The organism is Pelomonas sp. Root1444 (assembly GCF_001426885.1).
Lineage (GTDB): Bacteria > Pseudomonadota > Gammaproteobacteria > Burkholderiales > Burkholderiaceae_C > Pelomonas.
On sequence record NZ_LMFP01000007.1, the window covers coordinates 70,700 to 94,929 of the forward strand.

Below are 24,230 nucleotides of genomic sequence, written 5' to 3' on the forward strand. Positions count from 1 at the left end.
GAGTGCCGCGTCCGCATGTAACAGCGCCTCGGGCGGCATGAAATTGCAACTACATTTCCCGCCCGAGGCGGCGCCGACCGCCTGATCAGAGTTTTCAGGGAGTGGAAGTGATGTCGATTGTGAGCCGCAGCGCTTGGGCGCTGACCTTGTCGCTAATTCTTTCATTGAGCGGCTGCGGCGGTGGTGGGGGCGGGGGCACACCGCTGGTGGGCGGCACGCCCACGCCGAACCCGCCCACGACGCCTACGCCGACGCCCGGCACGGGCAGCCTCACCCCCGACCCGGCCGGCCCGTCGTCCAGCTTCGCCCAGCAGTGCGCTGCCAGCAACACGCTGGCCGCCAGCAACCTGCGCACCTCGACGCTGGACAGCGAGAAAAAGTGGCTGCGCGCCTACTTCGACGAGGCCTACCTGTGGCGCGACGAGGTGCCGCGCATCGACCCCAACGGTGCCGGCTACAGCGGCAGCGATGCCTACGCGGCGCTGGACAATTACTTCGAGGCGCTGAAGAGCACGCGGACGACGGACTCGGGCGCCAAGCGCGATCGCTTCAGCTTCACCTACCCGACGGACAAGTGGAAGGCGATGTCCGAGAACGCCGTCGAGGCCGGCTACGGCATCGAATGGAGCATGGCCAGCCCGACGCCGCCGCGGCGCCTGCGCATCGCGTTCGTGGAGGCCGGCACGCCGGCCGCCAATGCCGGCCTGATGCGCGGTGACGAGCTGGTCAGCGTGGACGGCACGGCCGCCGACACGACCACCGATGCCGGCGTCGACGTGCTCAACGAGGGCCTGTACCCCAGCACCACCGGCACCTCGCATGCCTTCGTGTTCCAGCGCGGCGGCGTGCAGCTGTCGCGCAGCCTGGCCAGCGCCAGCATCACCAAGAACCCGGTGCCGCAGGCCAGCGTGCTGACGCTGCCCAGCGGCGCGCGCGCCGGCTACCTGCTGTTCAACGACCACAACCTGCCGGCCGAGAACCTGCTGATCAATGCGGTCAACGACTTCCGCACCCAGGGCGTGACCGAGCTGGTGCTGGACCTGCGCTACAACGGCGGCGGCTACCTGTTCATCGCCAGCGAACTGGCGACCATGATCGCCGGCACGACGCGCACCGCCGGCCAGCCTTTCGAGACGCTGCGCTACAGCGCCAAGCGCAGCGCCGAGAACGAGGTCACGCCGTTCTTCGCCGACTCCTGCATCGCCGAGGGCGGCCGCTGCACCCGCGTGCAGCCGCTGCCGACGCTGAACCTCAGCCGCGTCTACGTGCTGGCGCAGTCGGGCACCTGCTCGGCCAGCGAGTCGGTCATCAACGGCCTGCGCGGCGTCAACGTCGACGTCGTGCTGATCGGCGGCAAGACCTGCGGCAAGCCCTATGGCTTCACGGCCAAGGACAACTGCGGCATCAGCTACTTCCCGATCGAGTTCGCCGGCGTCAACGCCAAGGGCTTCGGCGACTACTCGGACGGCTTCGTGCCGGGCAGTGGCCCGACGGCGCGCTACGTGCCCGGCTGCACGGTGGAGGACGACCTCGGCCGCCCGCTCGGCGACACGCAGGAAGCCATGCTGGCCGCCGCCATGACCCACGCGTCCACCGGCCAATGCCCCATCGGCACCGGCCTGTCGGCCAGCGTGCGCGCGCAAAGCAGCAAGGCCGTGGAAGGCGCCGCCGCGCTGCACCTGCAGCGCAACCCGGCGCGCAGCAACCGCCTGCTGCTTCCGCGCTGAACAGGCCCTTCGTCCAGGCTGCCCCGCTGGGCGCGGCGCGCCTTACTTCTTGTTCACGCCACCGGGGAAGCGCTCGCGGATGGCGTCCATCCAGGACAGCAGCCCGAGCGTCTCGCTGTGCGGCATGCGCGGGCTCTCCAGCAGCCCGGCGCGGATGCAGGTCTGCGCCTCGGCGATCTCGCCCTCGAAGCCGTTGAGGACGTAGGGCGCCTCCGTGCGCTGCGCCGGCTCCTTGCGGGTGACCAGCTCGATCGCCTCGGAGCCCCAGAAGTCCATCGGGAAGCGCAGGCCGGCCTTGGAGCCCAGCATCTCGAAGGCGTTGACGGACGCGGCGTCGAAGCCGCAGCGGAATTGCGACGTGATGCCGTCGGGGAAGTGCAGCATCACGTTGACGGCGTCGTCCACGCCGGTGGGCGCCAGCTTGGCGGCGACGTCGATGGCCACCGGCTCGGGGCACTCGCCGTCGTTCATCTGCTGCAGCGCCCAGCGCGTCACGGCGAGGTTGTAGATGCCGATGTCCCACAGCGAGCCGCCGGCCAGCGCCGGGTTCCAGTTGCGGTGCTTGGGGTCGTAGGTGGCGGCGAAGCAGAACGTCGAGTGCATCGCGCGCAGCTCGCCGATGGCGCCCTCGCGCAGCATGCGGCCGGCCAGCTCGTAGGCGGGCAGGAAGCGCGTCCACAGCGCCTCCATCAGGAAGACGCCCTTTTCCTTGGCCAGGTCGATGAGGACCCGGCCTTCTTCCAGCGACGTCACCAGCGGCTTCTCGCACAGCACCGGCTTGCCCGCCAGCAGCGCGGCGCGGACGTACTCGCCGTGGTGGGAGTGCGGCGTGGCGATGTAGACGGCGTCCACCGCGGGGTCGGCCAGCAGGTCGGCGAGGTCGGTGGTCACGCGCGCCGGTGCGCCGTCGCGCTGCCACTGCTCGGCATAGGCCTGGCCCTTGGCCGCATCGCGTGCGAACACGGCGGCCAGGCGCGCGCCCGGCACGGCGGCGAGTGCGCCCGCAAAGCGGTTGGCGATGCCACCGGGGCCGATCACGCCCCAGCGGAAGGTTTGGTCATTGCGGTCATGGGCCATGGCTGAGCGCTTTCACGAGGTCGGATTGCGTGAGGATGCCGACGAGCCTGGCTTGCTCGCCGACGATGGGAAGGTGGTGGTGGCCGGTGGCCGAGAACAGCGGCACCAGCTCGGCGATCGGCCGGTCGGCGCTGGCCACGCGCACCTGGCGCGTCATGATCTGGCCGACCACCTCCGGCTTGGTGGAATGCGTGGATGGCGAAGGGCGCAGCAGTGCCTGCAGGCGGCCGCTCAGGCCCTCGCGCTGGTCGGCTTCCGCGGCGCGCATGAAGTCGGCGCGCGTGACGATGCCGACGACGCGCTGCACGCGGTCCACCACCGGCAGCGCCTTGATGCGGTGCTGCTGCAGCAGCGCCCAGGCCTCGGCCAGCGGCGTGCCGAACTCGACGGTGATGACGGGGGTGGACATGATGTCCGCGCAGCGCAAGCCACCCAGGCGGTTGCGGTAGCTCAGCAGCTCGGCCTCGTGCAGCAGGTCGGCGAGGTCGTCGCGCGGCACGTCCAGCACCTGGTTGTAGCGGGCCAGCACGGCGTCCAGCTCGGCATCGCCGAAGCGCGGCGGCGCGACGGTCGCCCCGGTGGCTGGCGGCGGCGCGGTCACGTGCTGCGCGTGCGGATAGCGGCGGCCGGTGGCGCTGTTGTAGGCCACGCCGGCGAGCACGAGCAGCAGCGAGTTCAGCGCCACCGGCACGAACGCGAAATGCCAGTCCTGCGTGGCGGTTATCACCATCAGCAGGCTGGCCGCGCCGCCCGGCGGGTGCAGGCAGCGCAGCAGGAACATCATGCCGATGGCCAGCGCCACGGCCACGGCGGCGACCGCCAGTGGCGGCAGCGGCAGCCAGGCCATGCAGGCGATGCCCACCAGCGCCGACACCGTGTTGCCGCCCACGACGGCCCACGGCTGGGCCAGCGGGCTGGCCGGCAGGCCGAAGACGAGCACCGCGCTTGCGCCCAGCGGCGCGACCAGCCACGGCAGGCCTGGCGCCATGACGGCCTGGCTGAGCGCACCCGCCAACGCGATGCCGAGGCCCGCGCCGAACAGCACGCGCAGGCGCTCACGCGCATTGACGGCCTGCGGCGCGGGCCGCAGCGCGTTCAGCAGGGCAAAGACACGATCGGGCAGGGAGGCGGCGGTGGACATGGGCGGCAGCTGGGCGTCAAAGCCAAGGCCGCCGATTGTGTCTGTCGCCGGCGCGGGCGCCGGATCAAGCGGGTTTCATACGCCCGCCGATCGCCGCCTGCCGGGCAAACCCCGCGAAATGACCGCGCTCAGCCCTTGCCGAGCAGGCTGCTCATCTGCACCTTCAGCGTCAGCGCCTGGGCGCGGCGCTCCTTGGTCGCGGCGCGCTGGTAGGCGAGCTCGGCCTTCTCGCGCAGCGCGACGGCGCGTTCGAGCGCCTCCTGGTAACGCTCCACCGTGTACGTGTTCTCGGTGCCGATGTAGACGCTGCGCGCCAGCGGCGTGTCACCGAAGCGGGGTAGGGTTACCGCGAAGCTGCAATCACGGACACGACTTCCCGCACGTTGGCGAACGATGGGGCCGGAAATGCCGGACGGCAGGTCGCTCTGCTTCTTGCGGCTGGGCGTGCGGCGCAGGCGCGAAGGCGCCGGCATCGTCGCGATGCGCTTGAGCAGCTCTTTCGTCGCCAGCGCCAGCGCGCGCCGGGCGCCGCTGCCGTCCTGGCTGTGGTCCGAGAACAGCTTGGTGCCGCCGTAGCGCAGCTGCCATCCGTGGGTCGACAAATGGTCGATCCGTTGGATGCACTGCGGCACGACAAAACGCTCGCCGCTGAAGATCACGACATCTCTGGTATTCATAACGCCCCCAGTCATTGAGCCCGTCTGCGTCTTGGCGCGGCGGGTCTGTACTAACGCCCCTCTGGTACGGACTGAGTTTATGGGGGTTTATGGGCGGGTCGCGAATTTATGACTTCGTGAAAACACTTCCATGACACGCAAGTCAGCTCCCCGACAGCTAAAGACCGAGTTGCGCGACCACAGCATCTGCGGCGGTGGCCTTTCGCCGGTGGCCTGCAGCCATTGGCGCTCGATCTGGCGGCGCGTCACGCCATAACGCGCCAGCCGCCGGGGTTGCAGCGCGCTGCGGTGGATGCGCGGGTCGTCGTAGAGCAGATGCGCCAGCGGCTGGTTGCCCAGGCCGCGCACGGCCTTCCACGGGCCGCGCGTCGCATGCTGGTGCACGGCCGAGCGCGCCCAGACCAGCGGCTCGCCGTCCACGCGAAGGATGACTTCGCGCACCAGCGCGAGGCCGTAGTGCGGCTGGCCCAGCGCGATGCGCTCGTGCTTGCGCAGCGGCGCGACGGTCTGGCGCAGCACCTGCACCTCGAAGCGCTCGCCCAGCCTGGCCAGGCGGCGGCTCAGCGAACCCGGCGCCCGCAGCCAGTCGCGCAAGCTGTTGCGGGTGGCGATGCCCATCAGCCGCCTTCAGCCAAACTCGCGGCCCAGCTCCGCCGCGCGTTTCTGCGCAGCCAGCACCGCGCGGCGGATGGCCGCGTCCACGGTGTCGGCCTGCAGCGACGTGATGGCCGCATGCGTCGTGCCGCCCTTGCTGGTGACGCGCTCGCGCAGCGTGGTGGGCGACTCGTCCGACGCCAGCCCCAGCGCCGCCGCGCCGGCACAGGTGGCCAGCGCCAGCCGGCGTCCCTGCTCGGCGCTCAGGCCCATGTCGACGGCCGCGGCCATCATGGCCTCGACGAAGAAGAAGAAATAGGCCGGGCCGGAGCCCGACAACGCGGTCACGGCATCGAGGTCGTCCTCGCGTTCGACCCACAGCGTCTGGCCGGTCGGCGCCAGCAGCCGCTCGACGAGGGCGCGCCCGTCGGCCGACACGGCCGGCCGCGCATACAGGCCGGCGATGCCCTGGCCGATCAGCGCCGGCGTGTTGGGCATGGACCGCACGACGCGCTCGGCACCAGTGGCAGCCGCCAGCGCATCGGAGCGGATGCCGGCCATCACCGACAGCTGCAGCGCGCCGCTCACCCAGGCCTTCAGCGGCGCGGCCGCCTCGGCGAAGAGCTGCGGCTTGACGGCCCAGACGACGGTGGTGGCGCGGGCCAGGCCGGCGTCACCGGCGGGCAGGGCCTGCACGCCGAACTCGCCGGCCAGCTTCTGGCGCTGCGCGGCCACCGGCTCGACGACGATGAACTGCGCGGCCGACATGCCGGCGCGCAGCAGCCCCCCGAGGATGGCGCTGGCCATGTTGCCGCCGCCGATGAAGGCGATCACTTCTGCACGTTCTGCACTCATGGGGCGGAAGTCTAAGGGCGCGTTTTCCCGCAAGCCTCGGGACACAAAGCAGCGGCGCGGCGCGGCTATCGTTGCGCGCATCCTCACCAGCCTCCGCCTTGCCATGCCCGCACCGCGCTTCGCCGCAGCCCTGCTGCTCAGCCTCGCCCTCGCCGCCTGCCAGACGGCACCGCCCGCGCCGCCGGTCGTGGCGCCGCCGGGCATCACCTACGCCGGCAGCGACGGCAGCAGCCTGGCGAATGCCGTGGTCATCCAGACCGAGCTCAAGGGCGTTGCCGGCGTGCGCTCCGAATACATGTGGCTGTCACAGCGCTATCCCGGCTACAAGCGCACGCGCCAGGCCCTTCTCCACCAGGGCGACAAGTCCTACGACCGCCTCGACATCACCACGGCGGACGGCCGCGAGCTGTCGGTCTACTTCGACATCACGGCCTTCTTCGGCAAGTTCTGACGATGCAACCCGACCGCCGCACGCTGCTGACGCTGGCTGTGCTGGCCGTGGCCGGCTGCGCCGGCGCGCCCGCGCCGCGCCCCTGGGCCGAGACGGCCACGCGTGAACTGAACCTGGCGCTGGCCAGCTTCGAACTGCAGGGCCGGCGGGTCGGCATCACGCGCAGCGCCGCTGCGAGCGGCAACCTGCCGGTCGTCGTCTACCTGCCGGGCATCGGCCAGGACAGCGACGCCGGCCAACGCTGGGTGGCCGCGTGGGCACAGGCGGGTTATGCCGTGCTGACGGTGCAGCCGCTGGAAGACGACGCGGCCGCCTGGCGCTCCACGCTGGCGCGCACCGGAGAATTCCGCGCGCTGGGCGAGCTGCACTATGGCGAGGCCATGCGCGCTCAACGCCTGGCCGCGCTGCGCCGTCTGCTGACCGCGCTGCAGGCGCAGCCGGCCGCGGCCGGCGTGACGCTGGACTGGCAACGCGCCGCCGTTGCCGGCTACGAGACCGGTGCGCAGGCCGCGCTGGACCTCGGCGCCGACGCCGGCGCGTGGCAGCCGCGCGCCGTCATCGCGATCAGCCCGCCACCGATGGACGCCCCCGCCGCGGCACCGCCGCTGCTGCTGATCAGCGGCGACGACGACGGCGATGCGCTGGGCCTTTTCACGCGGCCCGCCGAGCGCCGCCGCGCCTTCGAGACCCAGCGCCCCGGTGCCGGCTGGCTGCTGAACCTGCCGGGCCTCTCGCACACGGCACTGGCGGGCACGCTGGCGCCCGACGGCTGGCATGCACAGGATCAGCACCGCGGCGGCGAAGCCCTGGGCCGCCGCGGCGGCATGGGTGGCGGGCAGGGCGGCAGCCACGGCCCGGCCGGCGGCGCGCCGCGCGGCCCCCGCAGCGGCAGCGCCACCGAGGCGGCCCATGCCGACCTGGGCGAGGCACAGCGGCTCAGCGCGGCCTTCCTGGACAGCCAGCTGCGCGGCGCGGCGCTGCCATCCAACCCCCGCTTGCAGGCGCGTTAGTCGTCCAGCCCGAGGAAGCCGCCGCTCTGGTGCGCCCACAGGCGCGCATAGATGCCACCCTTGGCCAGCAGCTCCGCATGCGTGCCCTGCTCGACGATGCGGCCGGCGTCCATGACGACCAGGCGGTCCAGCGCCGCGATCGTTGAGAGGCGGTGCGCGATGGCGACCACCGTCTTGCCCTCCATCAGCGTGTAGAGCGACTGCTGGATGGCCGCCTCGACCTCGCTGTCGAGTGCGCTGGTCGCCTCATCCAGCAGCAGGATGGGCGCGTCCTTCAGCATCACGCGGGCGATGGCGATGCGCTGGCGCTGGCCGCCAGAGAGCTTGACGCCGCGTTCGCCCACATGCGCCTCGAAGCCGGTGCGGCCCTTGGGGTCGGAGAGCTGCGCGATGAACTCGTCGGCGTGCGCGCGCGTGGCGGCGCGCTCCAGGTCGGCGGGCGTCGCGTCGGGCCGGCCGTACAGGATGTTGTCGGCCACCGAGCGGTGCAGCAGCGAGGTGTCCTGCGTGACCATGCCGATGTGGCGGCGCAGCGAGTCCTGCGTGACGGTCGCGATGTCCTGGCCGTCGATGGTGATGCGGCCGCCGCCGGCCGGCAGGTCGTACAGGCGCAGCAGCAGGTTCACGAGCGTGCTCTTGCCCGCGCCGCTGCGGCCCACCAGGCCGATCTTCTCGCCGGGGCGGATGCGCAGGTCCAGGCCGTCGACGACCACCTTGCCGTTCGGGTAGGCGAAGTGCAGGTTCTCGAAGTGCACCTCGCCGCGCGGCACGGTCAGCTCGGCGGCGCCGTTCGCATCGGCGATGGCCTGCGGCTTGGACAGCGTCGCCAGGCCGTCCTGCACGGTGCCGATGTGCTCGAACAGCGAGGCCATCTCCCACATCACCCAGTGCGAGATGCCGTTCAGACGCATCGCCATCGCGGTGGCGGCCGCGACGGCGCCGACGCCGATGGCCGACACGCCCCACAGCCACAGCGCCAGCAGCGCCGTGCTGCCGACCAACAGCGCGGACAGCACCGAGTTGACAACCTCGAAGCCGGTGACCAGGCGCATCTGCCCGTAGGCCGTGACCATGAAGTCCTGCATCGCCGACTTGGCATAGCTGGCCTCGCGCCGGCCGTGGGCGAACAGCTTGACGGTGGCGATGTTGGTGTAGGCGTCGGTGATACGGCCGGTCATCAGGCTGCGCGCATCGGCCTGGGCGTGGGCGATCCTGCCCAGCCGCGGCACGAAGAAGCGCAACGCAACGACGTAGAGCGCCAGCCACACGCCGAACGGCGCGATCAGCCAGGGGTCGAAGCTGGCGACGATGGCCACCATGGTGCCGAAATACACGGCGACGTAGACCAGGATGTCGACGACGATGAGCCAGGTGTCGCGCACGGCCAGGGCCGTCTGCATCACCTTGGTGGCGATGCGGCCGGCGAACTCGTCGCCGAAGAAGGCCAGGCTCTGGCCCAGCATGCGGCGGTGGAAGAGCCAGCGCAGCCGCATCGGGAAGTTGCCGAACACGCCCTGGTACTTCAGCAGCGCCTGCACCGCCGCCAGCGCGACGCTGGTGCCCAGCACGGCCAGCAGCGCAACGATGACGGGCTGGGGCCGGGTCCACAGCTCGGCCGGCTTGACGCCGGCCAGCCAGTCCACCAGCGACGCCATCAGGCTGAACAGCAGCGCCTCGGCCGCCGCGATGCCGGCCGTGAACAGCGTGACCGCCGCCAGGTGCGGCCGTACGCCATCGGCGCAGCGCCACAGGAAGGCGAAGAAGCCGGTGGGCGGCGCGTGGCCGGCGGTTTCGGGATAGGGGTCGACGAGGCGCTCGAAGCGCGCGGCGAGCGGTTGGAAAAAGGCCATCCGCATAGTTTCGCCGGACACCGCTGTCAGGTCGTGGCATCAGCGTGCGAGGCCGTCCAACGCGCGGGTGGAGACTTCGTCCCGCACGTCGTCCACTTGCCGTGACAGCGCCACAGAAAGGATGCAACGCGATGAACCTGAGGATGAAAGACGCCTGCGCGCTGTGCGCCCTGGCCTTTGTGCGGGCTGGTGCGTTCGCCGCGCCGACGGATGCCGCGGCGCCATGCCGGCCCGGTGTGTATGGCGAGGGCCGTGAGGCTTTCGTGGTGATCGGCTCGGCCCTGCCGCCACCCGGATCGGGCCAGCGATATCTGTTTCGCGACGGACGACGGGGCAGCACCGGGGCCGCGGGATCCCCCATCGCCTGCGATGCCGACGTGGCGACGGTCACGGTGCCAGGCGGTGAGGTGCGCCGCTGGACCCGCAGCACCACCCGCGAGACCGACACGAGCTTCGTCAGCGCGGCCACCCGGCTGGCGGGCCGGCTGGTCGAACCGCCGGGCGAGCCGGCCGCCGATCGACCGCTGGTCGTGATGGTGCACGGCTCCGAGAAGACCGCGGCGATCGGCAGCGTCTATGCCTACATGCTGGCCGCGCAAGGGGTCTCCGTCTTCGTCTACGACAAGCGCGGCACCGGCGCCTCCGCGGGCGACTACACGCAGAACTTCGAGCTGCTCGCCGACGATGCGGCGGCGGCCCTGCAGGAGGCTCGCCGCCTGGCCGCCGGCCGCTTCGGGCGTGCCGGCTTCTTCGGCGGCAGCCAGGGCGGCTGGGTCGCACCGTTGGCGAGCACGCGGTCTCCCGCCGATTTCGTGGCCGTGGGTTTCGGGCTGGTCGTCTCTCCGACGGAGGAAGACCGCGAGCAGCTCCTCGACGAGGCCCGGCAGATGAAGCTCGGCGCCGCCGAGGTGGCCCAGGTGGAACGGCTGGCGCGTGCGACGGCCACGCTGGTGCGCTCGCACTTCACGCAGGGGTACGCGTCACTGGCCAAAGTCCGGCGCGACATCGGCAGCGCACCCTGGGCCGCGACGATCCAGGGCGAATACAGCGGCGACATGCTGCGCATGAGCGACGCCGACCTGCGAAGGATAGGCCGGGCCCGCTTCGACAACCTGGAGCTCATCTGGGACTACGACGCCGCTGCGGTGCTGAGGCGGCTGAAGGTGCCGCTGCTCTGGGTGCTGGCTGAAGAGGACCGGGAGGCACCGATCCAAGCCACGCGCGCCGTCCTGCTGAAGCTGATCGCGGCGGGCCGCCCGATCGACGCCCATGTCTTTCCCGACACCGATCACGGCATGGTGGAGTTCAGCGTGAAGGCCGACGGCTCTCGCACGCCGACCCGCATCACCGACGGCTACTTGAAGCTGCTGGCGGACTGGATCAAGGGCGACGTGCACGGCAGCTACGGCCGCGCTTCGGCGCTTCGCCTGAGCGCACCGGCTGCGTCGCAGCGAGAGAAGCAGTGATGCCCCGCCGACCGCCGCCTTACTGGCTGGCCGCCGAAGCCGGCGGCACCGGCACCACGATGCCGGGCGACAGCGAGATCTCGTCGACCAGCGTGACGCCGGTGACGAAGTAGCGCGTCTCGCCGAAGCAAGCGCCCGGCAGGCCGACCTTCTCTTCGTAGTGCAGGTTGACGCGCCGGCCCATGACCTTGTTGATGGCCGCGGCCGTGGCCTCGTCGTGCACGGTGAAGTAGAACTTCTCGACCGAGGCCGTGCCCGGCAGTGACACCAGCGCCTGCTCGCCTTCCCAGGTCTTGCAGACCCAGCCCTTGCGCGAGAGCTTCTGCACCCAGCCGGCGCGCTCGCCTTCCGAATAGCTCCAGTGCCAGGCGAACACGAACCAGGCCGTGATGAGCAGCAGCAGGGCGACGACGGACAGGGCGATCTTCAGGCGCATGGCGGGCAGCGGAGAGGCGGGCGCGGCGATTGTGCGTCAGCGCGCGAAGCGCTCCGCCGAGCGCGCCTTCGCTTTCGCGGCCTCGACCTCGCGGTTCTTGGGCTCGGCCGTCGTCTGGAGCGACGCGATCAGCGTGCGGGCCTCGGCCGCGATGGCCTGCACGGCATGGTCGAACGCCGCCGCGTTGGCTTGCGACGGCACGTTGAAGCCGCTGAGCTTGCGCACGAACTGCAAGGCAGCGTCGCGGATCTCGACCTCTGTCGCCGGCGGCTCGAAGTTGAAGAGGGTGCGGATGTTGCGGCACATGGCGGAGTCCTTTCAACCGGCCTCGGGATGCCGCTGCCGCCATTCACGCAGCGCGCGGCGGTAGTCGTCCATCGCCAGGTCGTACAGGTCGAAGATGCAGGGGTCGCAGCCGTTGCCGCAGCAGGCGTCCAGGTCGGGCTGCGGGGGCGGCTGGGGCATGGGGTCCGGGTCGGGCACGTCGGTCATCGACAGGCATTCTGAAGCAGCGAAGATGGGCCCCATGACGTTCGCCATCAAGGCCGAGATCCGCGACCCGCAGGCCGCGCGGTTCGACTTCCCCGCGCAGAAGACGATGTACGGCGGCAAGCGCATCGCCGCCGGCGACGTCGTCTACCTTTTCGCCAGCGAGAACGAAGGCGGCGCAGGGCTGGTGGCGCGCGGCGTCGTCACGGCGGCCGAGGCCACGCCGCGCCAGCCCGGCATCGAGCGCCAGACGCCGCGGGTCAGCGTCCGCGTCCAGCGCACCGCGCTCGCCACGCGCCGGCTGGGCCGTGCCGAGCTCAAGCCGTTTGCGGACTGGGGCGACGGCCGGCCCGAGACCGAGCTGAACTTCAAGTTCTATCGGCAGGCGACGGACAAGATCGTCGGCCTGTCGCCAGCGGCAGCCGCCTTCCTCGACAACTTCTTCTGACTCAGCCGCGCCGCTCGCGCAGCTGCCGCACGCGCGCCTCCAGCGTGGCCAGCTCGCGCTCGCGTTCGGCGTCCTTGATGGCCTGGATGCGGCGGTGGATCTCGCGCAGCTCCTGCAGCGGCGCGGACCCGGCCTGCAAGTCGGCCGGCAGGCGCTCGGCCCACTCGAGGAGCAGCTCGGTGATGACGCCCAACTGGTCACCGTAACTCGCCACGTCGAAGGCCCGGGCTTCGATGCGCGCGTTGCCGGCCTGGGGTTTGATGCCGGCGAAGAACCAGTCCAGGCGCGGCTCGATGTCCTGCGCCACGTCGCCGCTGAAAGGCAGGCGCAGCTGCGGCGCCCAGAGCCAGAACCAAGGAAACATCTCGTCCTCCCTTGCGCCCATGACTGCGGGCGCGTACGAGGCATGGTGGCGGAGCACCGTGACGCGGACAGGCCCTAACCTTTGGGGATGGACTCGCTGATCTCCGCCGCCGCCCGGGCGCTCGCCGCCGGCGACGCCTTGCAGGCGCTCAAGCGCGTGGCGCTGCGCAGCGACCCGCCGGCGCTGGCGCTGCGCGGCATCGCGATGGCGCAGCTGGGCGAGCTGGTGCGCTCGCGCGAGTTGCTGCGGCAGGCGGCGCGCGGCTTCGGCGCGCACGAGGCGCTGGCGCGCGCCCGCTGCGTCGTGGCCGAGGCTGAGGTGGCGCTGGCCTTGCGCGACTTCGGCGCGCCACCGCGCGCGCTGGAGGCCGCGCGCGACACGCTGGCGGCGCGCGGCGACCACGCCAATGCGCTGCAGGCCGGCCTGATCGCCGCGCGGCGCTGGCTGCTGCTGGGGCAGTTGGACGCGGCCGCGGCGCTGCTGGACATCGACACCGCCGGCCTGCCGCCGCTGCCCGCCGCCGTCGCGGCGCTGGCGCGCGCCGAGCTGGCATTGCGCCGCCTGCGCATCGCGGACGCCGAGGCGGCGCTGGCGCAGGCCGACGAAGCGGCCGGGCGTGCCGGCATCCCGGCCCTGCAGGCCGAGGCGCGGCAGGCGCGCGCGGTGCTGGCCCAGCCGGCCGCGCGGCGCCTGGCGGGCGGCGAGGCGCAGCCGCTGCGCCTGCATGAGGTGGCGGCCTTGCTGGGCTCGGGCGCGCTGGTCGTGGATGCCTGCCGCCACGGCCTGCGCGCCGGCGACGCCTCGCTGGCGCTGGCTCGCCGGCCCATCCTGTTCACGCTGCTGCGCGTGCTGGCCGAGGCCTGGCCGGGCGACGCGGGGCGCGACGTGCTGATCGCCCGCGCCTTCCGGCTGCGCGAGGCCGACGAGACGCACCGTGCCCGGCTGCGCGTGGAGATCGGCCGGCTGCGCGCGCTGCTGAAGGACGTGGCCGACCTCGACGCCACGCCGCGCGGCTTTGCGCTGCGGCCGCGGGACGGGCGCGCGGTGGCCGTGCTGGCGCCGCCCGTGGACGGCGACCAGGGCGAGCTGGTCGCGCTGCTCGCCGACGGCGCGGCCTGGTCGACGTCGGCGCTGGCCCTGGCGCTGGGCGACAGCCAGCGCACGGTGCAGCGCGCGCTGGCCGAGCTGGAGGCGGCGGGCCGCGTGCGCGCCATCGGCCAGGCGCGCGCGCGGCGCTGGCTGGCGCCGCCTCTGGTCGGTTTCGCCGGTTTCACGACGATCTTGTTACTCCCCGCCGCGCTGCCGCTTGCGTAGATTGGCGGCCATGCGCTGGAGACGGCGCGCCAACCCGGAGCAAGCCATGACCGCCCCCACCCAGCCCGCCGAGATCGTCCGCGAGTACGGCCCCTTCGAGGGCCACCCCGCCATCCACGGCATCACCCACGACGGCGAGCGCGTCTGGGCCGCCACCAACGACGCGCTGCTCGCCATCGCGCCGGCCAGCGGCGAGGTGGCGCAGCGCCTGCCGCACACCTGCGACGCCGGCACGGCCTTCGACGGCCGCCACCTGTACCAGATCGCCGAGGCGCGCATCGCCAAGATCGACCCGGCCACGGGCGCCGTCGTCGCCACCATCCCGGCGCCGGGCCAGGGCTGCTCGGGCCTGGCCTGGGCCGAGGGCAGCCTGTGGGTGGGCGAGTACCGCGCCCGCAAGATCCACCAGATCGACCCCGACACCGGCGCCGTGCGGCGCAGCATCGAGACCAACCGCTTCGTCACCGGCGTGACCTGGGTGGACGGCGAGCTCTGGCACGGCACCTGGGAGGGCGACGAGAGCGAGATCCGCCACATCGACCCCGCCGACGGCGCCGTGCTGGAGACGCTGCAGATGCCCGCCGGCACCGGCGTCAGCGGCCTCGAGTCCGACGGCAAGGCCTTGTTCTACGCCGGCGGCGGCAGCAGCGGCAAGGTCCGCGCGGTCCGCCGCCCGCAGCGCGCCCGCGCCGCCTGATTCCCCCTGAAGCAGACACCCACCCGCCCCCCGGGTGGAGCCGCTGCATGCCTTGTTCTTCCCTCAACCCAAGGAGCGCTTGATGACCGCCACCCTCCCCCACCCCATCGTGACCCGCGACCGCTGGATCGCCGAGCGCAAGACCCTGCTGGCGCAGGAGAAGGCGCTGACCCAGGCGAGCGACCGCCTCGCCGCGGAGCGTCGCGCCCTGCCCAGGGTTCGGCTGGAACAGGACTACGTCTTCGACACCGCCGACGGCCCGCGGCGCCTGGGCGAGCTGTTCCAGGGCCGGCGCCAGCTGCTGGTGCAGCACTTCATGTTCGGCCCCGGCTGGGAGCAGGGCTGCAAGAGCTGCTCCTTCATGGCCGACCACCTCGACGGCATGGCCGTGCACCTGGCCCACCGCGACATCGCGCTGCTGGCCGTGTCGCGCGCGCCGCTGGCCGAGCTGCTGCGCTTTCGCGAGCGCATGGGCTGGCGGTTCAACTGGGCCTCGTCGCACGGCAACGACTTCAACCGTGACTTCAACGTCAGCTTCGCGCCCGAGGACCGCGTGGACGGCGAGGTGTTCTACAACTTCCACATGACGCCCTTCCCGCAGACCGAGGCGCCGGGCATCAGCGTCTTCTACAAGGACGACGCGGGCGATGTCTTCCACACGTACTCGACGTTCGGCCGCGGCGTGGAGGTCATGATGGGCACGTACAACCTCGTCGACCTGACGCCCAAGGGCCGGGACGAGGCCGGGCTGGAGTACACGATGGCGTGGGTGCGGCACCATGACCGCTACGAAGACGCCGTCGCCCCGCCCGCCAGCTGCTGCGGCGCCAAGGCCTGAGCGCCATGAGCACCAGCCTGTGGCCCTGGCTGGCCGTGGCCGGCGCCGGCGCGCTGCATGGGCTCAACCCGTGCACGGGCTGGGGGCTGGCCGCCCTGTGCGGCCTGCGCACGGGCGATGCGCGGCAGGCGTTGCGCGCGCTGGGGCCCATTGCCATCGGGCATGCGGCCTCGGTCGCCGCGGTGGCGCTGAGCGTCGCCATGCTGGGCGGGCCCATGGACGCGCTGGCGCCGTTGGCCGGCTTGGCGGCACTGGGCGCCTTTGTGCTGTTGCGGTTGAAGCGCTGCGGCGGCATCGCGGCGGGCGCCTTTGCGGCCGCCACGCTGCATGGCAGCGGGTTGATGCTGGTGCCGGCACTGGTGCCGTTATGCCTGAGCGCGTCGCCGGCCCGCGAGATCACGGCGTCGGGCTCGCTTCTGCTCGCGCTGGCGGCGGTGGTGGTGCACATGACGGCGATGCTGGCCGTCACTGCAGCCCTCGCGCTGGGCGCGAGCCGCTTCGTTGCCGCGCTGCGCCCACAATGGGCGCACCGCCTGCAGAGCCTTCGCCAATGACACCGCCGTCCCACCGCCTCACTGCCGACATCGTCCACAGCGAGGCGCAGTTGCGCGCGCTCATCGGCGAGCCCGCCGCGCTGGCGCGCGCCAAGATCACCGACCGGCTGAACGCCGTGACGCGCGTGTTCATCGAGCGTTCGCCGTTTGTGTGCCTCGCGACCAGCGATGCGATGGGCCGCTGCGACGTCAGCCCGCGCGGCGACCCGCCCGGCTTCGTCCGCATCCTGGACGAGCGCACGCTGCTGCTCCCCGAGCGGCCGGGCAACCGCCTGGCCGACTCGCTGCGCAACGTGCTGGCGAACCCACAGGTGGGCCTGATCTTCATCGTGCCGGGCGCGACGGACACGTTCCGCGTCAACGGCCGCGCCACGCTGACCACCGACGCCGCGCTGCTCGCACCTTGCGCGCTGGAAGGCCGCACGCCGGTGCTGGGCCTGCTGGTGGACATCGAGGAGGCCTACACGCAATGCTCAAAGGCGTTCCTGCGGTCCGGCCTGTGGGACCCGGCGCGCTTCGTCGACCCGTCGGTCCTGCCGACCGGCGGCCAGGTGCACCGCGCCATCCAGGGCGAGGCGTTCGACGCCGCGAAGTACGACACCGAACGCGCCGAGCGCTACCGCCGGCGCGAAGGCTTCTATTGAGCCGGCGCCGCCGGCGTCAAGCCACGCCCGCCAGCAACGCCGCATTCCCCCCCGCTGCCGCCGTATTGACCGTCAACGTCTGCTCCGCTGCGCAGCGGTAGAGCTGGCGCACATGGCCGGCCGCCGTCACCAGCGGCAGGATGGCACCGGTGCGCGCGGCGAGTACCTGGGCCAGCGCGTGGGCGGCGGCCGGGTCGGATGACGCGAGCGCCACGCCCGCCAGCTGCGGCGCGGCGAGCAGGCCGGGCAGGGCCGAGTCGGGCAGCAGCGTCAGCGCATTGACCGGCAGGCCGGCGCGCAGCAGCGCCTGGCGGGCGCGTTCGTCGCCGCCCAGCCAGATGGCGCTGTTGCCGGCCAGCAGCGCGCTGACGACCGCCGCGAGGCCGGCGTCGCCGCGCCCCAGCACGGCGAAGACGCCGCGGGCGTGGTGGCGCAGCGTGTTGCTTTCGCCGGTGGGGCCGGGCAGGACGACGTCGTCGAACCGCGTGTGCGCGGCCGGGAAGAGGCTGCGCAGCGCCAGCGCCGCGGGCGCGTCCAGCGTGTCGGCGGCGCGGCGCAGCGTGGCGATGCGGTCGGCCAGCGGTGTGGCGCGCCACGCCGGGTCGGCGGCCACGGCCAGCGCGTCGGCGGGGCCGTCTAGAACCAGCGGCGGCGCGGGCGCGTCCAGCACCGGCTCGGCGCAGAAGCGGCGCAGGTAGTCGGGGCCGCCGGCCTTGGGGCCGGTGCCGGACAGGCATTCGCCACCGAACGGCTGCACGCCCACCACCGCGCCGATGATGTTGCGATTGACGTAGACGTTGCCGATGCGGGCCTCGTCGGCCAGGCGCTGGGCGCGGCTGTCGATGCGGGTCTGGATGCCGAGCGTCAGGCCATAGCCCAGCGCGTTGATGTCCTGGATGACCTCGTCGACCGGTGCGTCGAAGCGCACGACATGCAGCACCGGGCCGAAGATCTCCTCGCGCAGGTGCTGCACGGTGGGCAGCTCGAAGGCGACGGGGCGGATCTGACGCGGCATGGCCTCCGCGACGGGCGCCTCGGCGATGAGCTTGGCCTCGCGCTTGAGGCGCTCGACATGGCGGCTGATGCCGGCATGCGCCTCGTCGTCGATGACGGGGCCGACGTCGGTCGCCAGGTTGGCCGGCTGGCCGACATGCAGCTGCGAAAGCGCCCCGCGAAGCATCTCGACGACACCCTCGGCGATGCTGGACTGCACGCACAGCAACCTCAATGCCGAGCAGCGCTGGCCGGCGGAGCGGAAGGCCGATTGCACGACGGCGTCGATGACCTGTTCGGGCAGCGCCGTCGAGTCCACCACCATCGCGTTCAGGCCCCCCGTTTCGGCGATGAGGGGAATCGGCGAATTGGGTTTCGCGGCCAGCGCCTTGTTGATGATCTGCGCCACCGCCGTGGAGCCGGTGAAGCAGACGCCGGCCGTGTGCGCATGGGCCACGAGGCCGGCGCCGACCGTCTCGCCGGGGCCGTGCAGCAGCGCAAGCGCGTCGGCCGGCACGCCGGCCTGGTGCAGCAGCTCGACGAACTTCAGCGCAACGAACGGCGTCTGCTCGGCGGGCTTGGCGGCGACGGCATTGCCGGCCACCAACGCGGCGACCACCTGGCCCGCGAAGATGGCCAGCGGGAAGTTCCACGGGCTGATGCAGACGAAGACGCCGCGGCCTTGCATCGCTTCAACATCGGCTTCGCCCTGGTCCGCGTAATAACGCAGGAAGTCCACGGCTTCGCGCACCTCGGCGACGCAGTCGGCCTGCGTCTTGAAGGCCTCCTTGACCAGCAGCGCGCAGAACTCGGGCAGGCGGGCGTCGAGGTCGTCGGCGGCGCGGCGCAGGATGGCGGCGCGGACGGGCACCGCGCGGGCGTTCCAGCCCGCAAAGCCGGCATGCAGGCGCTGCATCGCGGCGTCGACTTCCGAACCCGTGGCCTCGGGCACCGCGCGCACCGCCACGCTGGCCAGCGCAGCCTGCAGCGGCGCGCGCTGGGCGGGTGCGGTCAGGTCGGCGCCGGTGGAATTGGCGCGGCCACGGCCTTGTTCATCGAAGTAGAGCGCCGGCGGCAGCGGCAGCGCGCTCGTGCCGCGCACCTCCAGCAGCGGCGAGCCCAGCAGCTCGGGCACCTGCACGCTGGGGTCGGCCAGCTGGTGCACGAAAGACGAGTTGGCGCCGTTCTCCAGCAGGCGCCGCACCAGGTAGGCCAGCAGGTCGCGGTGCTCGCCGACCGGCGCGTAGACGCGGCAGGGGATGGTGCCGTCCTTCAGCACCTCGCGGTAGACGCCTTCGCCCATGCCATGCAGGCGCTGCATCTCGAACTGCGCGCCGGTGGCGCGGGCCATCTGCACGATGGCGGCGATGGTGCCGGCGTTGTGCGTGGCGAACTGCGGGTAGATGACGTCGGCATGCTGGATCAGCGCGCGGGCGCAGGCCAGGTAGCTCACGTCGGTGTGCTGCTTGTGCGTGAACACGGGGTAGTGCGACAGGCCCAGCTCCTGAGCGCGCTTGATCTCGCCGTCCCAGTAGGCGCCCTTGACCAGCCGCACCATGAAGCGCAGGCCGTGCTTGCGCGCGATCGCGGCCACTTCGTCGACGACCGCCAGCGCGCGCGTCTGGTAGGCCTGCACCGCCAGGCCGAAGCCGCGCCATTGCGGGTAGACGATGGCGATCTTGGCGGCCAGCGTGTCCAGCACGTCCAGCGACAGCTCCAGGCGGTCGACCTCCTCGGCGTCGATGGTCAGGTTGATGTTGGCGTTGGCGGCCAGCTCGATCAGCTCCCACACGCGCGGCAGCAGCTCCGCGAAGACGCGCTCGCGCTGCAGCACCTCGTAGCGGCTGAACAGTGCGCTGAGCTTGATGGAGATGCCGTCCGACGCCTCCGGAGAGTCCGCACGGTGGCCGGCGGCGATGGCCTTGATGGCGCCGAGGTAGGCGGCCTGGTAGCGGCGTGCGTCGCTCTCGGTGCGGGCGCCTTCGCCCAGCATGTCGTAGCTGAACCTGAGATTCTTCTGCGCCTTGCGGGCGTCGTCCGCCTCGCTCATCGCCTCGCCGATGTTGCGGCCCAGCACGAACTGCCGGCCCAGCAGCTGGATGGCGCGCACGGTGGCCGCCACCACGGTCTGCGCGCCCAGGCGCTTGAACAGGCCGCCGTCGTCCTCCGCCCCCGGCAGGAAGCGCTTGGACATGGAGATGGCCGAGGCCGACAGCGCGGCCAGCATCTTGTGCGGGCTGCCCTCGCTGGCGCCGTCGAAGTCGGCACGGCCCAGCTGGTCGGCCGTCAGTGCGATGGCGGTGGGCGCGTCCGGCACGCGCAGCAGCGCCTCGGCCAGGCGCATCAAGGCCAGGCCCTCGGCGCTGGTGATGGGGTATTCGCGCAGCAGCGACTCCATCGCCCAGAACGGCGCCGGGTTCCTGCGCACCTGCTCCACCCAGGGCGCGGCCATCGCGATGACGCCTCGCCAGTCCAGCGCGCTGCCGACGCGCTCGACCAGCGCCTGCACGACGCCGGCCTCCGCGCGATAGGGGTCCGGCAGGCGGGGCTGTTCGGGCGGGGCGACAAAGGCTGGCATGGCGGGCTCCTGGTGAGATCCTGCAATGTATTGAAGCGGCTCTTGGATTAAATTCCAACAATCACAAGAACGGCCGACGAAAATCCATATGAGCGAGGAACCCAGGTTGGACAAGATCGACGAACGCATCTTGCGCGCGCTGCAGGCGGATGGGCGCATCTCCAACCTCAAGCTGGCCGAGACGGTGCACCTGTCGCCCACCGCCGTGCTGGAGCGCGTGAAGCGCCTGACCCGCGAGGGCTACATCCTGGGCTACGAGGCGCGGCTGAACCCGGCCAAGCTGGGCGCGGCGATGCTGGTCTTCATCGAAGTGCACCTGGACCGCACGGTGCAGGACGTGATGGACACCTTCAAGGCCGCCGTCCAGGCCCGCCCGGAAATCCTGGAGTGCCACCTGGTGGCCGGTGGCTTCGACTACCTGCTGAAGACGCGGGTGCGCGACATGGGCGCCTATCGGGAGTTCATCGGCAGCGTGATCTGGACGCTGCCCGGGGTGCGCGAGACGCGGACCTATGCCGTCATGGAAGAGGTCAAGGCCACGAACGCTTTGCCTATCTGAGGGTGGCACGACGCCTGCCCTAGTGTCAGCATCGCGCGATGTCCGCGTCGAAAGGAACGTCATGCAGGTACGGATAGAGACCGACAACCATGTGGAAGGCCACGAGAAGCTGATCGAGCATGTCGAGGGCGTGATCCGCGACGCGGTGGACCACCACAAGGAGCGTGTGACGCATGTGGAGGCACACCTGGGCGACGTCAACGGCAGCGCGAAATCGGGCGCCGCCGACATGCGCTGCATGCTGGAGGCGCGCGTGGCGGGGCTGAAGAACATGGCGGTCACGCACCAGGCCGAGAGCCTGCACCTGGCCATCGAGGGCGCCGCCGACAAGCTGACCAAGGCGCTCGACTCCGCGCTCGGCAAGGAAATGGACCGTCAGCGGCGCCATCCGGGCACCGGTGAACTCAGTGCGGATGCGACGCGGGCCGAGGACGAAGAGGAGGCGCCGCCGTCGCCGCCTTGAACGCGTCGGCCACGGCCTCACGCAATGCGGGCAGCACCTCCGCCTCGAACCACGGCCGCTGCTTCAGCCAGCGCTGGTTGCGCGGGCTGGGGTGGGGCAGCGGCAGCAGGCCGCGTGCCAAGCCGTCCTGCCAGCCGGACACCAGCGCGTCGACCGGCGCATTGCTGCCCAGGTGCCCGGCGAGCGCATGCTGGCCGATGGCCAGGGTCAGCTTCACGTTCGGCAGCGCGTCCAGCACGCGGCGGCGCCACCGCGTCGCGCATTCGGGCCGCGGCGGCAGGTCGCCCGACGCGCCGGTGCCGGGGAAGCACAGGCCCATGGGCAGGATGGCGAAGCAGGCCGGGTCGTAGAACTGCTCGGGCGTGACGCCCAGCCAGGCGCGCAGGCGGTCACCGCTGACGTCGTCGAACGGCCGGCCCTTGGCATGCGTGACGCGCCCAGGCGCCTGGCCGGCGATCAGGATGGGCGCGCGTCGGTCGAGCTGGAAGATGGGCCGCGCGCCGAGCGGCAGCGCCGGCTCGCAATGCGTGCAGGCGCGCAGTTCGGGCAGCAGCCGCGCCAGCGCCGTGGCCATCAGCCAAGGTGCTGGCCGAAGAAGCGCATCGCCCGGTCCCAGGCCTGCTGCGCCCAGGCGGCGTCGTACTGCGTCTGCGGGATGCGCCCCGCGCCCTGCGCCGTCTCGTTGGCAAACGCATGACGGGCCAGGTAGCGGTGGCCTTCGTAGCTGGCGCCGGCTTCCTTCAGCCTGGCTTCCAGCGCGTCGACCTGGTCGATGGCGAAGAACTCGTCCTGCGTGGCCCAGTGCGCCTGCACCGGCAGCTTCAGCCTGGCGGCGTCGATGGCCTTGAGCGGCGGCATGCCGTACCAGACGACGGCCGCATCGGCCTCGGGGGACTGCTGCGCCGCCAGCCACGTCAGCGCGCCGCCCATGCAGTAGCCGGTGATGCCGACCTTGCCGCTGCCCAGCCCCAAAGCCTTGAGGTGCAGCAGCGCACCGCGGATGTCCTGCGCGGCAGCGTCGGCGAAGTCGAGGTCGCCCTTCAGGTGCTCGGCCTCCTCGGCCTCGACGGTGCTCTTGCCGCGGTAGAGATCGGGCACCAGCGCCGTGAAGCCCGCGCTTGCGAAACGCTCGGCGACGCCACGGATCTGGTCGTTCACGCCCCACCACTCCTGGATGACGACGACCGCGCCAAGCGGCTCGGCGGCTTCGGCCAGGTGGCCGCTGACGGACGCGCCATCGGGGCGCTGGAACTGGATGCGCTGGCTCATGGGGGTCTTTCGGTTGCGAAGACGCACAGGCTAGCGCAACGCTTTTCAGCGCAGTGATTCCAGACGTTGCAGCAGGACTGACGGGTATTCCCACGGGCGGCGACAATGGCGGCTCGCCGCACCCCACCATGAAGATCGAACGCATCGTTTCCACCCGCCTGCCCACGCCCTATGGCGAGTTCGCCATCCACGGCTTCCGTGAGGGCGACAGCGGCCAGGAGCACGTCGTGCTGAGCCTGGGGGACCTGGCGGGCCAGCCCGGCGACGAGCCGCCGCTGGTGCGCGTGCATTCCGAATGCATGACGGGCGAGGTGTTCGGCTCGCTGCGCTGCGACTGCCGGCCGCAGCTGGAGAGCGCGATGAAGCGCATCGCCGCCCAGGGCCGCGGCGCCATCGTCTACATGCGCGGCCACGAGGGTCGCGGCATCGGCCTGGTGCAGAAGCTGCGCGCCTACGCCGAGCAGGACGCCGGCGCCGACACCATCCAGGCCAACGCCCAGCTCGGCCTTCCCATCGACGCGCGCCGCTACGACGCCGCGGCCTGCATGCTGCGGGCGCTCGGCGTGAACCGCATCCGGCTGCTGACCAACAACCCGCTGAAGATGGCGGCGCTGGCCGAGTTCGGCATCGAGGTGGTGCAACGCGAGGCGTCGCTGACCGCGCCGGGGCCGGACAACGAGCGCTACCTGCGCACCAAGGCCGACCAGATGGGTCATCACGACCTGGGGCATTTGTTCGAGTAGGAGGTGCCGACGATCAAAGTTTCGAACTAGGTTCATAGTGAACCCGGGCTGCTTGAAGCGACCAAACCAACGGCAAAGTTTCGAACTTGAGGCCCTCGTGGGCCTCGGCGGTTCGCTCGGTGCGAGGTCAAAGTATTGAACTTTTCCCGCGGGAAACGGCTACCTGAACGCAGCGGCCCGTGTGAAGTAGCTGGCGACGAGCGCTCTCAACGTTGAAGCTGAGCCGCGAGCGGCGGCTTGCCGACGCGAGTCGGCTCGAGCGAATGGTTAGGGCCTGCCTCTCAGCACGTCCAATCCTACTTCTCAGAATACGGGAGAAAATCAGGGTCTTGAAGTGCCTGCTCCGCCTGCCGCGCATACGAAATGATTGCGCCAGCGTTCGGACCTTCGTCGTTCAGATAGCGCGAAGCAAGCAGATACCAATGCTGTGCTTCAGACAAGCGCCCCAACCGGGCATACGCGAGACCGGCATTGAAAGCGAGATAGACCCGATACCAGTGCTCTTCTTCGGCTTGGCTTGACGAAAGCTCATACAAGTCTGCATAAATCTGAGCGGCGCGATCAAGGTCACCGCCACGCATATGGCAATGGGCAAGGTACACAGGAAGCGTGCGGGGGAATCTCTGATACGCGAGGGCATAAGTCTTGAGAGCCATTCGCCATGTTGCGCTTGTACCTACGTCGTTCCCGTACTTGCCATAAACATATGCCTCCACTTCGTGCATTGACTGGAAGTGCTCAGGCACCTTGACTTGGACCTTATCCCACCAGACTGGGACCGTGTAGGAGTAGTCGCCGAGCCGGACAATCGGCGGGGTTGGCGTTCGAGGAGCGCCAGTTGCCGATGTCGATAGTCCAATCCAAAGTGCAGCAAAAACTAGCCACCGGAAAGCAAGATCCATGCTGCTGATTTTGACCATCATCTAAGCCCTAACGAGGCTGTCCAAAAACCCAAAAATTCCAGTCGCCCCCGCGAAGCGGCCCGCTTGGATA

Annotated in this window: 26 protein-coding genes and 1 pseudogene; 13 read left to right on the forward strand and 14 right to left on the reverse strand. The window is 71.1% G+C overall.

Annotated features, from left to right (window positions below; all coding sequences use genetic code 11):
- Positions 1 to 110: 110 nt before the first annotated feature.
- Positions 111 to 1,727 carry a S41 family peptidase gene (locus ASD35_RS09670; protein WP_082580060.1) on the forward strand — a complete coding sequence of 539 codons (1,617 nt, stop codon included), beginning with the start codon at positions 111 to 113 and terminating at the stop codon, positions 1,725 to 1,727.
- A 42-nt stretch (positions 1,728 to 1,769) separates the two neighbouring features.
- Here the strand turns inward: ASD35_RS09670 and ASD35_RS09675 are convergent, their stop codons facing one another.
- The 5 genes from ASD35_RS09675 to proC form a co-directional block, all read right to left on the reverse strand.
- Positions 1,770 to 2,804 (reverse strand): Gfo/Idh/MocA family protein, encoded by a 1,035-nt coding sequence (locus ASD35_RS09675; RefSeq protein WP_056874730.1) that lies wholly within the window; start codon positions 2,802 to 2,804, stop codon positions 1,770 to 1,772.
- Positions 2,794 to 3,945: an HPP family protein gene (locus ASD35_RS09680; protein ID WP_056874731.1), complete on the reverse strand. Its 1,152-nt coding sequence runs from the start codon at positions 3,943 to 3,945 to the stop codon at positions 2,794 to 2,796. The genes ASD35_RS09675 and ASD35_RS09680 overlap by 11 nt, the downstream gene beginning before the upstream one ends.
- A 128-nt stretch (positions 3,946 to 4,073) precedes the next feature.
- Positions 4,074 to 4,622 carry a hypothetical protein gene (locus ASD35_RS09685; RefSeq protein ID WP_056874732.1) on the reverse strand — a complete coding sequence of 183 codons (549 nt, stop codon included), beginning with the start codon at positions 4,620 to 4,622 and terminating at the stop codon, positions 4,074 to 4,076.
- 87 nt (positions 4,623 to 4,709) lie between these two features.
- A complete protein-coding gene (locus tag ASD35_RS09690) occupies positions 4,710 to 5,240 on the reverse strand; it encodes a chorismate lyase (RefSeq protein ID WP_056874733.1) in 531 nt (176 codons plus the stop codon).
- 9 nt (positions 5,241 to 5,249) lie between these two features.
- On the reverse strand, positions 5,250 to 6,071 hold the full coding sequence (gene proC / locus ASD35_RS09695; RefSeq protein ID WP_056874734.1) for a pyrroline-5-carboxylate reductase: 822 nt from the start codon (positions 6,069 to 6,071) through the stop codon (positions 5,250 to 5,252).
- Positions 6,072 to 6,174: 103 nt separating this feature from the next.
- Here proC and ASD35_RS09700 point away from each other — a divergent pair, with 103 nt between their 5' ends.
- Positions 6,175 to 6,522 carry a hypothetical protein gene (locus tag ASD35_RS09700; RefSeq protein ID WP_056874735.1) on the forward strand — a complete coding sequence of 116 codons (348 nt, stop codon included), beginning with the start codon at positions 6,175 to 6,177 and terminating at the stop codon, positions 6,520 to 6,522.
- A gap of 2 nt (positions 6,523 to 6,524) precedes the next feature.
- Positions 6,525 to 7,532, forward strand: a complete 1,008-nt coding sequence (locus ASD35_RS09705) for a hypothetical protein (protein WP_056874736.1) — start codon at positions 6,525 to 6,527, stop codon at positions 7,530 to 7,532.
- On the opposite strand, the gene ASD35_RS09710 is transcribed toward ASD35_RS09705, so the two are convergent.
- Positions 7,529 to 9,382 (reverse strand): ABC transporter ATP-binding protein, encoded by a 1,854-nt coding sequence (locus tag ASD35_RS09710; RefSeq protein ID WP_056874737.1) that lies wholly within the window; start codon positions 9,380 to 9,382, stop codon positions 7,529 to 7,531. The genes ASD35_RS09705 and ASD35_RS09710 overlap by 4 nt on opposite strands.
- A 143-nt stretch (positions 9,383 to 9,525) precedes the next feature.
- Between ASD35_RS09710 and ASD35_RS09715 the strand changes: the two genes are divergently transcribed.
- On the forward strand, positions 9,526 to 10,848 hold the full coding sequence (locus ASD35_RS09715; RefSeq protein ID WP_082580063.1) for a S9 family peptidase: 1,323 nt from the start codon (positions 9,526 to 9,528) through the stop codon (positions 10,846 to 10,848).
- Positions 10,849 to 10,867: 19 nt separating this feature from the next.
- Here the strand turns inward: ASD35_RS09715 and ASD35_RS09720 are convergent, their stop codons facing one another.
- From ASD35_RS09720 to ASD35_RS26545, 3 genes are read right to left on the reverse strand one after another with little or no spacing between them, the layout of a single operon-like run.
- Positions 10,868 to 11,284 (reverse strand): hypothetical protein, encoded by a 417-nt coding sequence (locus ASD35_RS09720; RefSeq protein ID WP_056874738.1) that lies wholly within the window; start codon positions 11,282 to 11,284, stop codon positions 10,868 to 10,870.
- Positions 11,285 to 11,320: 36 nt separating this feature from the next.
- Positions 11,321 to 11,590 carry a DUF2277 domain-containing protein gene (locus ASD35_RS09725; RefSeq protein WP_056874739.1) on the reverse strand — a complete coding sequence of 90 codons (270 nt, stop codon included), beginning with the start codon at positions 11,588 to 11,590 and terminating at the stop codon, positions 11,321 to 11,323.
- Between the two features lie 12 nt (positions 11,591 to 11,602).
- A complete protein-coding gene (locus tag ASD35_RS26545) occupies positions 11,603 to 11,776 on the reverse strand; it encodes an oxidoreductase-like domain-containing protein (RefSeq protein WP_082580061.1) in 174 nt (57 codons plus the stop codon).
- A gap of 34 nt (positions 11,777 to 11,810) precedes the next feature.
- Between ASD35_RS26545 and ASD35_RS09730 the strand changes: the two genes are divergently transcribed.
- Positions 11,811 to 12,221 (forward strand): hypothetical protein, encoded by a 411-nt coding sequence (locus tag ASD35_RS09730; protein ID WP_056874740.1) that lies wholly within the window; start codon positions 11,811 to 11,813, stop codon positions 12,219 to 12,221.
- A 1-nt stretch (position 12,222) separates the two neighbouring features.
- Here ASD35_RS09730 and ASD35_RS27770 read toward each other — a convergent pair whose 3' ends face one another.
- Positions 12,223 to 12,585: a hypothetical protein gene (locus ASD35_RS27770; RefSeq protein WP_200956026.1), complete on the reverse strand. Its 363-nt coding sequence runs from the start codon at positions 12,583 to 12,585 to the stop codon at positions 12,223 to 12,225.
- A gap of 87 nt (positions 12,586 to 12,672) precedes the next feature.
- Between ASD35_RS27770 and ASD35_RS09740 the strand changes: the two genes are divergently transcribed.
- From ASD35_RS09740 to ASD35_RS09760, 5 genes are all read left to right on the forward strand, one after another.
- Positions 12,673 to 13,899, forward strand: coding sequence for a hypothetical protein (locus tag ASD35_RS09740; protein WP_056874742.1), 1,227 nt, complete (start codon positions 12,673 to 12,675; stop codon positions 13,897 to 13,899).
- A gap of 46 nt (positions 13,900 to 13,945) precedes the next feature.
- Entirely contained in the window at positions 13,946 to 14,596 is a 651-nt protein-coding gene (locus ASD35_RS09745) for a PQQ-binding-like beta-propeller repeat protein (protein WP_056874754.1), read from the forward strand.
- 82 nt (positions 14,597 to 14,678) lie between these two features.
- Positions 14,679 to 15,434 carry a thioredoxin family protein gene (locus ASD35_RS09750; protein WP_056874755.1) on the forward strand — a complete coding sequence of 252 codons (756 nt, stop codon included), beginning with the start codon at positions 14,679 to 14,681 and terminating at the stop codon, positions 15,432 to 15,434.
- 5 nt (positions 15,435 to 15,439) lie between these two features.
- Entirely contained in the window at positions 15,440 to 15,988 is a 549-nt protein-coding gene (locus tag ASD35_RS09755) for a hypothetical protein (protein WP_056874743.1), read from the forward strand.
- Positions 15,985 to 16,632, forward strand: a complete 648-nt coding sequence (locus tag ASD35_RS09760) for a pyridoxamine 5'-phosphate oxidase family protein (RefSeq protein WP_235538300.1) — start codon at positions 15,985 to 15,987, stop codon at positions 16,630 to 16,632. The genes ASD35_RS09755 and ASD35_RS09760 overlap by 4 nt, the downstream gene beginning before the upstream one ends.
- A gap of 673 nt (positions 16,633 to 17,305) precedes the next feature.
- Here ASD35_RS09760 and ASD35_RS09765 read toward each other — a convergent pair.
- Positions 17,306 to 20,203 (reverse strand): annotated as a pseudogene (locus tag ASD35_RS09765) (L-glutamate gamma-semialdehyde dehydrogenase); the annotation flags it as partial.
- Between the two features lie 88 nt (positions 20,204 to 20,291).
- Between ASD35_RS09765 and ASD35_RS09770 the strand changes: the two are divergent.
- Complete coding sequence (locus tag ASD35_RS09770) at positions 20,292 to 20,762, forward strand: Lrp/AsnC ligand binding domain-containing protein (RefSeq protein WP_056874744.1); 471 nt, start codon at positions 20,292 to 20,294, stop codon at positions 20,760 to 20,762.
- A 61-nt stretch (positions 20,763 to 20,823) separates the two neighbouring features.
- A complete protein-coding gene (locus ASD35_RS09775) occupies positions 20,824 to 21,225 on the forward strand; it encodes an HPF/RaiA family ribosome-associated protein (protein WP_056874745.1) in 402 nt (133 codons plus the stop codon).
- Here the strand turns inward: ASD35_RS09775 and ASD35_RS09780 are convergent.
- Positions 21,167 to 21,799, reverse strand: coding sequence for a uracil-DNA glycosylase family protein (locus tag ASD35_RS09780; RefSeq protein WP_056874746.1), 633 nt, complete (start codon positions 21,797 to 21,799; stop codon positions 21,167 to 21,169). The two genes, ASD35_RS09775 and ASD35_RS09780, sit on opposite strands and share 59 nt — an antisense overlap.
- Positions 21,799 to 22,494, reverse strand: coding sequence for a dienelactone hydrolase family protein (locus ASD35_RS09785; RefSeq protein ID WP_056874747.1), 696 nt, complete (start codon positions 22,492 to 22,494; stop codon positions 21,799 to 21,801). The genes ASD35_RS09780 and ASD35_RS09785 overlap by 1 nt, the downstream gene beginning before the upstream one ends.
- 128 nt (positions 22,495 to 22,622) lie before the next feature.
- On the opposite strand from ASD35_RS09785, the gene ribA reads away from it, so the two are divergent.
- Positions 22,623 to 23,237 (forward strand): GTP cyclohydrolase II, encoded by a 615-nt coding sequence (gene ribA, locus ASD35_RS09790; protein WP_056874748.1) that lies wholly within the window; start codon positions 22,623 to 22,625, stop codon positions 23,235 to 23,237.
- A gap of 296 nt (positions 23,238 to 23,533) precedes the next feature.
- Here ribA and ASD35_RS27105 read toward each other — a convergent pair whose 3' ends face one another.
- On the reverse strand, positions 23,534 to 24,139 hold the full coding sequence (locus tag ASD35_RS27105; RefSeq protein ID WP_162254442.1) for a tetratricopeptide repeat protein: 606 nt from the start codon (positions 24,137 to 24,139) through the stop codon (positions 23,534 to 23,536).
- Positions 24,140 to 24,230: the final 91 nt, after the last annotated feature.